Below are 13883 nucleotides of genomic sequence, written 5' to 3' on the forward strand. Positions count from 1 at the left end.
GAGGGTTCTGACCGCACCAGGTACGGAAGGCAGTACGCGCAGTGTCGGAACACCACACAGACAGCATCCACGTGGCCGGGGAGTGGCGCACCGCCGCTTCCGGCGCCACCCGCGACATCCTCGACCCCGCCGACGCCACGACCCTCGCGGTCGTGGCGGAGGGCGGGGCCGAGGACGCCGACGCCGCGATCGCCGCCGCACGTGAGGCATTCGACCACGGCCAGGGGGAGTGGCCCACCACACCGGTCGCCGAACGGGCGGCGCTGCTGCGACGGGTCGCCGACCTGCTCCAGCGCGACCGCGAGTCGCTCGGGCTCCTGGAGAGCCGCGACGCCGGCAAGACCGTCGAGGAGGGCCGCGTCGACGTCGACTGCGTCAGCGACGCCTTCCGCTACTTCGCCGACCTCGTCGTCCACGAGAGCGGCGGCCGGGTCGTCGACGCGGGGGACCCCGACGTCCACAGCGTCGTCGTGCACGAGCCGGTCGGCGTGTGCGCGCTGATCACCCCCTGGAACTACCCGCTCCTCCAGGCCAGTTGGAAGATCGCCCCGGCCCTCGCCGCGGGCAACACCTTCGTCGTCAAGCCGAGCGAGATCACGCCGCTGACGACGATCGCCCTGATGCGGCTCCTCACCGAGGCCGGGCTGCCGGCCGGCGTCGCCAACCTCGTCACCGGCCCCGGTGCCACCGTCGGCGCCCGCATGGCCGAACACCCCGACGTGGACCTGGTCTCCTTCACCGGCGGCCTCGTCAGCGGCACCAAGGTGATGCGCGCCGCCGCCGACGGCGTGAAGAAGGTCGCCCTCGAACTCGGCGGGAAGAACCCCAACGTCGTCTTCGCCGACGCCTGCGCCACCCCCGAAGCCTTCGACACCGCCGTCGACCAGGCCCTCAACGCCGCCTTCATCCACAGCGGCCAGGTCTGCTCGGCCGGCTCACGGCTGATCGTCGAGGAGTCCCTGCGCGAGCGGTTCGTCGCCGAACTGGCCCGCCGCGCCGACCTGATCCGCCTCGGCCGCGGCACCGAGCCCGGCGTCGAGTGCGGCCCCCTCGTCTCCGCGCAGCAGCTCGCCCGCACCGAGGAGTACGTCGCCTCCGCCCTCGCCGAGGGCGCCGTCCTGCGCGCCGGCGGGCAGCGCCCCACCGGACCCGGCCTCGACGACGGCTGGTTCTACCGGCCCACCGTCCTCGACCACTGCGACCGCACCATGCGGGTCGTCCGCGAGGAGGTCTTCGGGCCCGTCCTCACCGTCGAGACCTTCCGCACCGAGGACGAGGCGGTCGCCCTCGCCAACGACACCGAGTACGGCCTCGCCGGCGGCGTCTGGTCCGCCGACGCCGGCCGCGCCCGCCGCGTCGCCCGCCGGATGCGCCACGGCACCGTCTGGATCAACGACTTCCACCCCTACCTCCCCCAGGCGGAGTGGGGCGGCTTCGGCAAGAGCGGCATCGGCCGCGAACTCGGCCCCGCCGGCCTCGCCGAGTACCGCGAGAGCAAGCACGTCTACCAGAACCTGGCCCCGCGCCCGGTGCGCTGGTTCAAGGGCTGAGCAGCGAGCGAACAGGGACGCAGGACAGGACGTAGGACACACATGACCACGGACACCCCCCGTACCGAGCAGACCCCCGAGACGGAGTACGACTACGTGATCGTCGGAGGCGGCACCGCCGGCTCCGTCATCGCGCGCCGCCTCACCGCCGACCCCGACGTCACCGTCGCCGTCATCGAGGGCGGCCCCGACGACCGCGACCGGCCCGACGTCCTCACGCTGCGCCGCTGGCTCGGCCTCCTCGGCGGGGACCTCGACTACGACTACCCGACCGTCGAACAGCCCCGCGGCAACAGCCACATCCGGCACAGCCGCGCCCGCGTCCTCGGCGGCTGCTCCTCCCACAACACGCTGATCTCCTTCAAGCCCCTCCCGTCCGACTGGGAGGAGTGGTCCGAGGCGGGCGCCACCGGTTGGCACGCCGCCGCCATGGACCCGTACTACGACCGGCTCCTCAACAACATCGTCACCGTCGACGAGAAGGACCGGAACGCCATCGCCCGCGACTTCGTCGACGCGGCGCGCACCGCGCTCGGCGTCCCGCACGTCGACGGGTTCAACAGGAAGCCGTTCCACGAGGGCGCCGGCTTCTTCGACCTCGCCTACCACCCCGAGGACAACAAGCGCTCCTCCGCGTCCGTCGCGTACCTGCACCCCGTCATGGACGAGCGCCCCAACCTCCGCATCTGGCTGGAGACCTGGGCGTACCGGCTCGAACTCGACGGCGACCGCGCCCGCGGCGTCCACGTCCGCCGCGCCGACGGCACCGAGACGCTCGTCACCGCCCGCCGCGAGGTCGTCCTGTGCGCCGGCGCCGTCGACACGCCCCGGCTGCTGCTGCACTCCGGGATCGGTCCCGGGCGGGACCTGGAGGCGCTCGGCATACCCGTCGCCCACGACCTGCCGGGCGTCGGCGAGAACCTGCTCGACCACCCCGAGTCGGTCATCGTCTGGGAGACCCACGGCCCGATCCCCGAGAACTCCGCGATGGACAGCGACGCCGGACTCTTCGTCCGCCGCGACCCCGCCGAACCCGGGCCGGACCTGATGTTCCACTTCTACCAGATCCCCTTCACCGACAACCCCGAGCGCCTCGGCTACGAGAAGCCCGCGCACGGCGTGTCGATGACGCCCAACATCCCCAAGCCGCGCAGCCGCGGCCGCCTCTACCTGACCAGCGCGGACCCCGAGGTGAAGCCCGCCCTCGACTTCCGCTACTTCACCGACGAGGACGACTACGACGCCCGCACCCTCGTCGACGGCATCCGCCTCGCCCGCGAGGTCGCCGCCACCGAACCGCTCGCGTCCTGGCTCAAGCGCGAGGTCTGCCCGGGCCCGGACGTGACCGGTGACGAGGAGCTCGGCGAGTACGCCCGCAAGGCCGCCCACACCGTCTACCACCCCGCCGGCACCTGCAAGATGGGCGCCGCCGACGACCCCGCGGCGGTCGTCGACCCCGACCTGAGGGTCAGGGGACTGCGGGGCCTGCGCGTCGCCGACGCGTCGGTCTTCCCGACCATGACGGCCGTCAACCCGATGGTGGCGGTGCTGATGGTCGGCGAGAAGGCCGCCGACCTGCTGGGTGGTGACGCCCGATGAACACGACCCCCGCGACCGCCGCCGGCACGCCCGGCACCGCCGGTACTCCCGGAGCCCCTGCTGCTGCCGGTACTCCTGGTACTTCCAGTACTCCTGGTACTCCTGGCACGGACGCGTCGCCCGACGTGCCCGTCTTCGGCGTCCGCAACCTGTGGAAGGTCTTCGGCCCCAAGGCCGACCGCGTCCCCGCCGACCCCGCCCTCGCCGACCTCCCCCCGGCCGAACTGCGCGCCCGCACCGGCTGCACCGCCGCCGTCCGGGACGTCTCCTTCGACGTCCGCAAGGGCGAGGTCTTCGTCGTCATGGGCCTCTCCGGCTCCGGCAAGTCCACCCTCGTGCGCTGCCTGACCCGGCTCGTCGAACCGACTGCCGGCACCCTGGAGTTCGACGGCGGCGACGTCCGCGCCATGGACCGCTCCCGGCTGCGCGAACTGCGCCGCCACCGCGCCGCGATGGTCTTCCAGCACTTCGGCCTGCTGCCGCACCGCACCGTCCTCGACAACGTCGCCTACGGCCTGGAGATCCAGGGCGTCGGCCGCGCCGAACGGCGCGCCAAGGCCGCCGAGTTCGTCGCCAAGGTCGGCCTCGCCGGACTGGAGCACCGCCGACCCGGCCAGCTCTCCGGAGGCCAGCAGCAGCGCGTCGGCCTGGCCCGCGCGCTCGCCGTCGACCCCGCCGTCCTGCTGTTCGACGAGCCGTTCAGCGCGCTCGACCCGCTGATCCGCCGCGACATGCAGGAGGAGGTCGTCCGGCTCCACCGCGAGGAGGGCCGCACGATGGTCTTCATCACCCACGACCTCAGCGAGGCGCTGCGCATCGGCGACCGCATCGCGCTCATGCGCGACGGCCGCATCGTGCAGCTCGGCACGCCGGAGGAGATCGTCGGCGCGCCCGCGGACGACTACGTGCGCGACTTCGTCCGGGACGTGCCGCGCGAGCAGGTCGTCACGGTCCGCACCGCCATGCGCCCGGTCTGCGCGGACGACGCCCCGAACGGGCCGGCGCTGCCGCCCGGCGCGACGGTCTCCGAGGCCATCACCGCCGCCGCCCTCGGCGGCGGCGCCCCGGTCCGCGTCGTCCAGGACGGGCGCTGCCTGGGCGTCGTGGACCACGAGGCCCTCCTGGGCGTCGTCGCGGGGGTCACACCCCCGACCGGGAAGGCGGCGGCATGACCCCGACGACGGCCCCGAACCACAACCCCCCGAACAAGCCCCCGCTCCCGCACGGCCCGTCCCCCGCGGACACGCCGGACGGAACCGCACCCGCGGCGTCCCCCGGCGCGGTGACCCGCTCCTCGGGCGCGAAGGCCGTCAACGGCCGGGACGCCCAGGCGTCCGGGGTGGTCGGGGCCGGCTCCCGCGTGCGGGGTGGGAGCCCGTCCGGTACGGGCGGGCCCGCCATCGCCGGGGCCCGCTCCTCGGACGCGAAGGCCGCCGACGGTCGGGACGCCGGTGCGTCCGGGGCCGTGCGGCGGTGGGGGGTCCTCGGCGGAGTCGTCGTCGTCCTCGGCGTGCTCGGTGCGTGGTTCCTCGGCGGCGGGGCCTGGCCCGCCGGGTTGACCGTCGACCTGTCGACACCGCTCGACGCCGCCAACACCTGGGTGCTCGACAACCGCGACACCCACCCGGTCTTCCTGTACTTCCTGCTGCACCTCTCCAACACCGCCACCGACGCCGTCGACGCGGTGTACCAGCTCCTCGCCGCCATGGGCTGGCCCGGCGTCCTGGCCGCCGCGGTGCTGTTCGCCTGGCGCGCCGCCGGCTTCGACCGCCGGGGCGCCCGCGTCGCCGCCACGGCCCTCGGCGCGTTCGCCGTGTGCGGGCTGCTCGGCATGTGGGACGCCACGCTGCTCACGATCGCGCTGATGGTCGTCGCCGTGGCCCTGGCCGCGCTGCTCGGCGTGGTGATCGGGCTCGCCGCCGGGCTGTCCGACCGCGTCGACCGCCTGCTGCGCCCGGTGCTCGACACCATGCAGGTGCTGCCGGCCTTCGCGTACCTCCTGCCGTTCGTGCTGGTCTTCGGCACCGGCACGCCCGCCGCGCTGTTCTGCACGGTCATCTACGCCGCCCCGCCGATGGCCCGCCTCACCGCGCTGGGCCTGCGCTCCGCCGACCCCGGCGTGCTGGAGGCGTCCGTGTCACTGGGCGCGGGCCGCCGTCAGCGCCTGTGGACCGCGCGCCTGCCGCTGGCCCGCCGCCAGATGCTGCTCGGGCTCAACCAGACGATCATGATGGCGCTGTCCATGGTGGTCATCGCCGCCCTCGTCGGCGCCGGCGGCCTCGGCGAGGAGGTGTACTCGGCCCTGTCCACCGTCGACGTGGGCAAGGCGCTCGCCGCGGGCATCCCGATCGTGCTGATCGCGATCTGGCTGGACCGTACGACCGCGGCGGCGGGCGACCGCCTGGGCGCCGCGGACTCGGCTCCCGGCGGGCGCGCCGGTCTGCTGCACGGCCGCTCCGCGTGGGCGCTGGCCGCGGCCGGCACCCTCGCCGCGACGCTCGTCGGGCTCGCGCTCGGCACGCGCTGGCCGAAGGGCTGGACGTACGACATCTCCGCGCCCGTCAACCGGGCCCAGGACTGGGTCGTCGACCACTTCTCCTCCGGCGTGCCCGTCGTCGGCGGTACGGAGGTCTGGTCGGAGGCGTTCACCGTGTGGCTCCTCAACCCGCTGCGCGACGCCCTGCAGGGGCTGCCCTGGTGGGCGCTGCTGCTGGTGGTCGCCGTGCTGGCCCGGCTGGTCGGCACCTGGCGCACCGCGCTGACCGCGACGGTCGCGCTCGCCGCGACCGGTGTGCTCGGCGTGTGGACGCAGTCGCTGGACACGCTCTCGCAGGTCGTCGCCGCCCTCGCCGTCACCCTGGTCCTCGGCGTCCTCGTGGGCGTGGCGTGCGCCCGGCTCGGGTGGGTGGAGCGCTGGCTGCGGCCGGTGCTGGACACGCTGCAGACGCTGCCGCAGTTCGTCTACCTCATCCCCGTGGTGGCCCTGTTCGGCGTCAGCCGCGCCGCGGCGATCATCGCGGCGGTCGTGTACGCGCTGCCCGCCGTCATCCGCATCACCACGCAGGGCATCCGCGAGGTGGACCCGGCGGCCATGGAGGCGGCCCGTTCGATGGGCGCGTCGCCGCGGCAGCAGCTCTTCCAGGTGCAGTTGCCCCTCGCCCGCCCGGCGCTCCAGCTCGCCGTCAACCAGGGCGTCGTCCTGGTCCTCGCCGTGGTCGTCGTGGGCGGCCTCGTCGGCGGCGGCGCGCTCGGCTACGACGTCGTGAAGGGGCTGTCCCGGGGCGAGATGGGCGTCGGTGTGACGGCCGGCCTCGCGATCGTCTGCCTGGGCCTGGTCCTGGACCGGCTCACGCAACCGACGGCGCGCACGCCGAAGCACTGACCGCACGCGCCCCACAGGAGCACCCCCATGCGCACCACAGACAGCAGCACCACCCGCACGACGAGTACTGCCGGTACGGGCCGCGGCGCCCGTACCGCCCGTACCGCCGGTGGCACCCGCAGCGCCCGTACCGCCCGTACCGCCCGCGCGGCCACGGCCGTCGCCGCCGCCCTCGGCGTGCTGGCGCTCGGCGGCTGCGGGGCGGCCGAGACCGGCAGGTCCCAGTACGCGGGCGACGACGCGAAGACCGTCCGGCTCTCCGTCCCGTCCTGGGTCGGCGCCCAGGCCAACGCGGCCGTCGCCGAGTACCTGCTGGAGAGGGAACTCGGCTACACGGTCAAGACCCAGCAGATGGGCGAGGTCCTCGCCTGGGACGCCCTCTCCCGGGGCGACGTCCACGCGGTCCTGGAGGACTGGGGCCACCCCGAGCAGGAGAAGCGGTACGTCGGGGAGAAGAAGACCGTCGTCAGCGGCGGCGACCTCGGTGTGACCGGCCACATCGGCTGGTTCGTGCCGAAGTACTTCGCCGACGCGCACCCCGACGTCACGGAGTGGAAGAACCTCCACAAGTACGCGGACCAGCTCGCGACCCCCGAGTCCGGCGGCAAGGGCGAACTCCTGGAGGGCTCGCCCGACTACGTCACGCACGACGAGGCCCTCATCCGGAACCTCGACCTCGACCTGAAGACGAACTACGCCGGCTCCGAGGCCGCGCAGATCACCGCGATCAGGAAGAAGGCCGAGGACCGCAAGCCGTTCCTCACCTACTGGTGGACGCCGCAGTGGCTGAACTCGCAGGTCGAGATGGTGGAGGTGAAGCTGCCCCCGTACGAGGAGGGGTGCGACGCCGACCCGGAGAAGATCGCGTGCGCCTACCCGGACACGCCCCTGCAGAAGTTCCTCAACGCCGACTTCGCGGAGAAGGGCGGGGAGGCGGCGACCTTCCTGAAGAACTTCCGGTGGACGACCGAGCAGCAGAACGACGTCGCCCGGATGATCGCCCACGAGAAGCTCTCCCCGCAGGAGGCGGCGGAGAAGTGGGTCAAGGGGAACGAGGCCACCTGGAAGACCTGGCTCCCGCGCTGACGGGGCTCCGGCCCTGACGGGGTCGCCCGGCCCGACGGGGCTCCCGCGCTGACGCGGTTGCCCGGCCTGACGGGTCGCCCGCGCCGACCCGGCGCCCGGGCCCCCGCCGGTTCGGGCCCCGCCGGGCCGGGCGCCGGTCCGCGCCCCCGCCTTGCCGCGCCCCCGCCGGGCCGTCCGGGCACCCACCGCGCGGCACCCGTCCGGCCGTGTGACGGCACGCCGTCACACGGCCGGACGCACCTCGTCCGCCACCGCCCGCAGGGCCGCCATCGTGCGGCCGTGCATCCCCGCGCCGAACGTGACCCGGCCCGCGCCCAGCCGCCCCAGCTCCGCGACGCCGGGCCCGCCGGGCAGGGCGAGCGCGTTGACCGGCACGGGGACGTCCGCGGCGAGCAGCGGCAGGTGCTCCGGCGGGGCGAGGATCGGGTACACGCCGTCCGCGCCCGCCTCGACGTACAGCAGGCAGCGGCGAACGGTCTCCTCCGGGTCCGTCACCCCGTGGCGGTACGTGTCCACCCGGGCGTTCAGGAACAGCTCGCCGCCCGCCGCCTCGCGGAACTCCGCGAGCCACGCGGCGTGCGCCCCGGCGTCCCGCAGCCCACCACCGGACGGCGCTCCGGCCCCGCCGGGCCCACTCGCCGTACTCGCCGCACCGGCCCGGCCGCCCCCGGCGTCCCCGAAGTCCCCGAAGTCCCCACTGTCCTCCAGGTTCACCCCCGCCAGCCCGGCGTCACGGACCCGGGCGGCCAGCTCGCGCGGCGGCAGCCCGTACCCCGCCTCCAGGTCCGCCGAGACCGGCACGTCCACGGCGCGGACGATGCGGGCCACCGCCGTGAACATCTCGTCGGCGGGCGTCCGCCCGTCCTCGTACCCGAGCGACGCCGCCACCCCCGCGGACGGCGTCGCCAGGGCCGGGAAGCCGGCCCCGGCGAGGACCCGGGCGCTCCCCGCGTCCCACGGGCCCGGCAGGACCAGCGGGTCCCGCCGCGCCCGGCCGCGGTGCAGGGCGCGGAAGTCCGCCGCGAGCCGGGCCGCCCGTTCGCGGGCCGCCCGCCCCGTCACTTGTACTGGCCGGGCGTGTAGTGCCCCGGCACCGAGCGGCACGTCACGGCGATCCGGTTCCAGGAGTTGATCACGACGATGGACGCGATCAGGTGGGAGAGCTCGACCTCGTCGAAGTGCTCGGCCGCCCGCGCGTAGACGCCGTCCGGCACGAAGCCGTCCGTGAGGACGGTGACCGCCTCCGTCAGTTCGAGGGCGGCGAGTTCCTTCTCCGTGTAGAAGTGGCGCGACTCCTGCCAGGCGCTCAGCTGCACGATCCGTTCGACGGACTCGCCCGCCGCGAGGGCGTCCTTGGTGTGCATGTCCAGGCAGAAGGCGCAGTGGTTGAGCTGCGAGGCGCGGATCTTGACCAGCTCCACCAGCACCGGGTCCAGGCCCTTGTGGGCGGCGGCGTCCAGCCTGATCATCGCCCGGTACACCTCCGGGGCGTGGTCGGCGAGGGCCAGCCGGGCGGGGTGCTCGGCGGCGAGGCCGGTCGGTGCGGCGGCGGTGCCGGTGGTCCCGGTGGGCTGCGCCCGCGTCGTCGCGTCGGTCGTCACATCGGTCGTCACATCGGTCGTCATGTCCTCGAACGTACGCCCCCGTTGGCGCAGCGGTATGGTCCATTTCCATGACGGATCAGCGGGCCACCCCGGACGCCGGCGCCGCCTTCGGCACCGACCTCCACCTGGACATCGGCGGCGGCACCGGTCTGCGCGCCGGACTGATGGACGCCCTGCGCGAGGCCGTCCGCAGCGGCCGTCTCGCCCCCGGGACCCGGCTGCCGTCCTCCCGGACGCTCGCCGCGGACCTCGGCGTGGCCCGCAACACCGTCGCCGACGCCTACGCCGAGCTGGTCGCCGAGGGCTGGCTCACCGCCCGCCAGGGCTCCGGCACCCGCGTCGCCCGCCGCGCCGCCCCGCTCCCGGCGCGCAGGGCGCAGGCGGCGGGCGACACCTCGCCGCTGCCGTGGCAGCGGGCCCGCGCCCGCGCCCGTACCGGCCGGCCCCTGCACACGCTCCACCCCGGCACCCCCGACCTCGGCTCGTTCCCGCGCGCGGAGTGGCTCAAGGCGTCCCGGCGGGCCCTCGCCGACGCCCCGCACGACGCGTTCGGCTACGGCGACCCGCGCGGCCGCCCCGAGCTGCGGGCCGCCCTCGCCGAGTACCTGGCCCGCGCGCGCGGCGTGCACGCCGACCCCGGCCGCGTCGTGGTGTGCTCGGGCTTCGCCCACGGCCTGATGCTGCTGGGCGGCGTGCTGCGCGCCCGCCGCGTGCGGGACGTCGCCGTCGAGTCGTACGGCCTCGACGTGCACTGGCGGCGACTGGCCGGCGCCGGGCTGCGCACGCCGCCGCTGCCGCTCGACGGGCGCGGCACCCGCACCGAGGCGCTCGCGGAGGGCGCCGCGTGCCGGCCCGGCGCGGTGCTCATCACGCCCGCCCACCAGTTCCCGCTGGGCGGCGCCCTCCCCCCGGACCGCCGCGCCGCCCTCGTCGACTGGGCGCGCGCCTCCGGCGGGCTCGTCCTGGAGGACGACTACGACGGCGAGTTCCGCTACGACCGGCAGCCCGTGGGCGCCCTCCAGGGCCTCGATCCCGACCGGGTCGTGTACCTCGGCACCGCCAGCAAGTCCCTCGCGCCGGGGCTGCGCCTGGGCTGGATGGTGCTGCCCCCGCACCTGGTGGACGAGGTGGTCGCCGCGAAGGGCGACGTGGAGTGGGCGCCGGGCGCGCTGGACCAGCTGACCCTGGCCGAGTTCCTCGCCTCCGGCGCGTACGACCGCCACGTCCGCTCCATGCGCCTGCGCTACCGGCGCCGCCGCGACCAGCTCGTCGCCGCGCTCGCCGCCCGCGCGCCGGGCGTCCGCGTCAGCGGCATCGCCGCCGGCCTGCACGCCGTGCTGGACCTCCCGCCCGGCACCGAACGCCCCGTCCTGCACGCCGCCGCCCTCCACGGCCTGGCCCTCCAGGGCCTGCACGCCTTCCGCCACCCCGACGCCACGACCACCCGCGACGGCCTCGTCGTCGGCTACGCCACCCCCACCGACAGCGCCTGGCCGGGAGCCCTCGAAGCCCTGTGCCGGGTACTGCCGTAGCACGAACGACGGAGGCGTTCTACGCTGTCCGGCGTTCCACGCTTCAACGGGGGAGAACCACATGCGCAGACTCAGGTCGAGCCACGTCGTACTGGGAGGGATGGGCGTGCTCGCGCTGACGCTCACCTCCTGCGGGAGTTCCGAGCCGGACAGGCGGTGCGTCGACCCGGTCACGCGCGACGTCCTGCCCGACTACAAGTGCCGCAGCGGCGGCAGCGGCAGCAGCAGCGGTGGCAGCGGAGGCGGTTCCGGCTCGTACTACTACGGCGGGTCCGCCAACAGCGGCAAGGTCGAGGGCGGCAGCTTCGACAAGGCGAGCGTCCAGCGCGGCGGCTTCGGCTGCTCGGGCAGCGGCGGCGGCTGACCGGCGGCGCGCGCACACCATGGAACGCCACACCACCGAACCCCGCCCGGACTGGCAGCGCACCGTCGAGGAGCAGGGCTGCGTCTACCCGCTGACCCGGCACCCGGACGGCTCGCTGCGCCCGTACTGGGACGAGTCCGCGTACTACTCCTTCACCCTCCCCGAGGTCGAGGCGCTGGAGGAGGTCGTCGAGGAGCTGCACGCCATGTGCCTGGCGGCGGCCGCGCACATCGTCGAGCGCGACCGGTTCGCCGACCTCGGCATCACCGACCCGCGCCTGGCCGGCCTCGTCGCCGAGTCGTGGCACCGGCGGGCCGAACTGCCGTCGCTGTACGGCCGGTTCGACCTGCGGTACGACGGCCGGGGTCCGGCGAAGATGCTGGAGTACAACGCCGACACCCCCACCTCGCTCGTCGAGGCGGCCAGCCCGCAGTGGTTCTGGATGGAGGAGCGGTTCCCCGGCGCCGACCAGTGGAACTCGCTCCACGAGCGGCTCGTCGACGCGTGGCGGCGGCAGGCCCGCCTGCTGCCGCCCGGCCCGCTGCACTTCGCGCACTCCGACGGCGACGAGATCGGCGAGGACCTGATGACCGTCGCCTACCTGCGCGAGACCGCAGAGCAGGCCGGCATCACCACCGAGGCGCTGTCGGTGGAGCGGATCGGCTGGGACCGGCTGTCGGGCCGCTTCGTCGACGACCGGCTGCGGTACATCCGCAGCTGCTTCAAGCTCTACCCGTGGGAGTGGCTGGTCACGGACGCGTTCGGCCCGCACGTCCTGGACACCCTCGACAACGGCGGCGGCACGGGCAGCACCTGCTGGATCGAACCGGCGTGGAAGATGCTGCTGTCCAACAAGGCGCTGCTGGCCGTCCTGTGGGAGCTCTACCCGGGCCACCCCAACCTCCTGCCCGCCTACCTCGACGGCCCGCGCGAGCTGGCCGCCGAGGGCGGGTACGCCGCCAAGCCGCTGCTGGGCCGGGAGGGCGCAGGCGTCACCCTCCACGAGCCGGGCGCCGACCCGGTGCTCCGCCCGGAGCCGTGCTGCTACCAGCAGCTCGCCCCGCTGCCCGACTTCGACGGCAACCGCGTGGTGCTGGGCGCCTGGGTCGTCGAGGACGAGGCCGCCGGGCTCGGCATCCGCGAGTCCTCCGGCCCCGTCACCGACACCTACGCCCGCTTCCTGCCCCACGTCATCCTCTAGCCGGTCCCTCCGCCCGGACGGTCCCTCCGCCCGGACGGGCACGGCGCCCGGACGGTCCCCCCGCCCGGACGGTCCCCCCGCCCGGACGGGCACGGCGCCCGGACGGGCACGGCGGGCGCGACCGGCCCCGCGGGGCCGGTCGGCCGCCGTACCCGTCCGCGGCCGTCAGACCGCGAGGACCTCCCGCAGCTGTTCCAGGCCCCAGTCCAGGTCCTCCTTGGAGATCACCAGCGGGGGCGCGATGCGGATGGTCGAGCCGTGGGTGTCCTTCACGAGCACCCCGCGCGCCATCAGCCGCTCGGAGATCTCACGCCCCGTCCCGCGGCCGGGGTCCAGGTCCACGCCGGCCCACAGGCCGCGCCCGCGCACCTCGCGCACCGCGCCCGAGCCGACCAGCAGGTTCAGCTCCCGGTGCAGGTGGTCGCCGAGTTCGGCCGCCCGCTGCTGGTACTCGCCGGTGCGCAGCATCGCCAGCACCTCCAGCGCCACCGCGCAGGCCAGCGGGTTCCCGCCGAACGTCGAACCGTGCTCGCCCGGCCGGTGCACGCCCAGCACCTCCGCGCTCGACACGACCGCCGACACCGGGACGACCCCGCCGCCCAGCGCCTTCCCGAGCAGGTACATGTCCGGGACGACGCCCTCGTGTTCGCACGCGAAGGACCGGCCGGTGCGGCCGAGACCCGACTGGATCTCGTCCGCGACGAACAGCACGCCCCGCTCGCGGGTCAGCTCCCGCACGCCCGCCAGGTAGCCGGGCGGGGGCACCAGGACACCCGCCTCGCCCTGGATCGGCTCCAGCAGCACGGCCACCGTCTCGTCGGTCACCGCCGCCGCCAGCGCCTGAAGGTCGCCGTACGGGACGACGTCGAAGCCCGGCGTGTACGGGCCGTGGTCCTCGCGCGCCTCGGGGTCCGTGGAGAAGCTGACGACCGTCGTCGTGCGGCCGTGGAAGTTGCCCGCCGCCACGACGATCCGCGCGGCGCCGTCCGGGACGCCCTTGACCCGGTAGCCCCACTTGCGGGCGGTCTTCACGGCGGTCTCCACCGCCTCCGCCCCGGTGTTCATCGGCAGCACCGTCTCCATGCCGCAGAACTCCGCGAGCTGCGTGCAGAAGTCGGCGAACCGGTCGTGGTGGAAGGCGCGCGACGTCAGTGTCACGCGGTCCAGCTGCGCCTTGGCGGCTTCGATCAGACGGCGGTTGCCGTGGCCGAAGTTGAGCGCCGAGTAGCCGGCGAGCAGGTCGAGGTAGCGCCGCCCCTCGACATCCGTCATCCACGCGCCCTCCGCCGTCGCCACGACCACGGGCAGCGGGTGGTAGTTGTGCGCGCTGTGCGCCTCGGCGGCAGCGATCGCGTCCTGCGTTCTCGACACGGGGTCTCCGTTCGTCATCGTACGGCCGGTCGTCTCTATCGTCGCTCGCCGAGGGACCGGGGAAACCTGGCCCCGCGCGGCGCCGATAGGGTGGACGGTACGCGCGGCGACTGGCGTACGGGGAAGCGACCCCGGGGGAGCCGTGCGCGGCAGACCGCACGGGGAGCCGCCCGCCTGGGCCCCCGGGGGACGAC

11 protein-coding genes are annotated in these 13883 nt (G+C 74.9%); 8 read left to right on the forward strand and 3 right to left on the reverse strand.

The annotated features are described in order from the left end of the window. Positions 1-41: 41 nt before the first annotated feature. Genes ACF053_RS19680 through ACF053_RS19700 form a run of 5 tightly spaced genes read left to right on the forward strand, consistent with a single transcriptional unit; the run spans position 42 to position 7617 of the window. Positions 42-1550 carry an aldehyde dehydrogenase family protein gene (locus ACF053_RS19680; RefSeq protein WP_391955052.1) on the forward strand — a complete coding sequence of 503 codons (1509 nt, stop codon included), beginning with the start codon at positions 42-44 and terminating at the stop codon, positions 1548-1550. A 42-nt stretch (positions 1551-1592) separates the two neighbouring features. Further along, positions 1593-3149, forward strand: coding sequence for a GMC family oxidoreductase (locus ACF053_RS19685; protein ID WP_391955053.1), 1557 nt, complete (start codon positions 1593-1595; stop codon positions 3147-3149). Continuing rightward, positions 3146-4321, forward strand: a complete 1176-nt coding sequence (locus ACF053_RS19690) for a quaternary amine ABC transporter ATP-binding protein (protein WP_391955054.1) — start codon at positions 3146-3148, stop codon at positions 4319-4321. The genes ACF053_RS19685 and ACF053_RS19690 overlap by 4 nt, the downstream gene beginning before the upstream one ends. Then, the gene (locus ACF053_RS19695; protein ID WP_391955055.1) at positions 4318-6531 is read left to right on the forward strand and encodes an ABC transporter permease; all 2214 of its coding nucleotides are present in this window, start codon (positions 4318-4320) and stop codon (positions 6529-6531) included. The genes ACF053_RS19690 and ACF053_RS19695 overlap by 4 nt, the downstream gene beginning before the upstream one ends. A gap of 27 nt (positions 6532-6558) precedes the next feature. Continuing rightward, a complete protein-coding gene (locus ACF053_RS19700; protein WP_391955056.1) occupies positions 6559-7617 on the forward strand; it encodes an ABC transporter substrate-binding protein in 1059 nt (352 codons plus the stop codon). A 222-nt stretch (positions 7618-7839) separates the two neighbouring features. On the opposite strand, the gene ACF053_RS19705 is transcribed toward ACF053_RS19700, so the two are convergent. Beyond that, positions 7840-8679 (reverse strand): isocitrate lyase/PEP mutase family protein, encoded by an 840-nt coding sequence (locus ACF053_RS19705; RefSeq protein ID WP_391955057.1) that lies wholly within the window; start codon positions 8677-8679, stop codon positions 7840-7842. Then, positions 8676-9242: a carboxymuconolactone decarboxylase family protein gene (locus ACF053_RS19710; RefSeq protein WP_391955058.1), complete on the reverse strand. Its 567-nt coding sequence runs from the start codon at positions 9240-9242 to the stop codon at positions 8676-8678. Before ACF053_RS19710 ends, ACF053_RS19705 begins: the two co-directional genes overlap by 4 nt. A 47-nt stretch (positions 9243-9289) precedes the next feature. Here ACF053_RS19710 and pdxR point away from each other — a divergent pair, with 47 nt between their 5' ends. From pdxR to ACF053_RS19725, 3 genes are all read left to right on the forward strand, one after another. After that, positions 9290-10753 carry a MocR-like pyridoxine biosynthesis transcription factor PdxR gene (pdxR, locus tag ACF053_RS19715; protein ID WP_391955059.1) on the forward strand — a complete coding sequence of 488 codons (1464 nt, stop codon included), beginning with the start codon at positions 9290-9292 and terminating at the stop codon, positions 10751-10753. Between the two features lie 61 nt (positions 10754-10814). Then, positions 10815-11117 carry a hypothetical protein gene (locus ACF053_RS19720; RefSeq protein ID WP_391955060.1) on the forward strand — a complete coding sequence of 101 codons (303 nt, stop codon included), beginning with the start codon at positions 10815-10817 and terminating at the stop codon, positions 11115-11117. A gap of 19 nt (positions 11118-11136) precedes the next feature. Continuing rightward, complete coding sequence (locus ACF053_RS19725) at positions 11137-12318, forward strand: glutathionylspermidine synthase family protein (RefSeq protein WP_391955061.1); 1182 nt, start codon at positions 11137-11139, stop codon at positions 12316-12318. A 165-nt stretch (positions 12319-12483) separates the two neighbouring features. Here ACF053_RS19725 and rocD read toward each other — a convergent pair whose 3' ends face one another. Further along, the gene (gene rocD / locus ACF053_RS19730; protein ID WP_391955062.1) at positions 12484-13689 is read right to left on the reverse strand and encodes an ornithine--oxo-acid transaminase; all 1206 of its coding nucleotides are present in this window, start codon (positions 13687-13689) and stop codon (positions 12484-12486) included. Positions 13690-13883 lie beyond the last annotated feature (194 nt).

Origin of the sequence: Streptomyces kanasensis, from assembly GCF_043077165.1 — a bacterium.
Classification (GTDB): domain Bacteria; phylum Actinomycetota; class Actinomycetes; order Streptomycetales; family Streptomycetaceae; genus Streptomyces; species Streptomyces changanensis.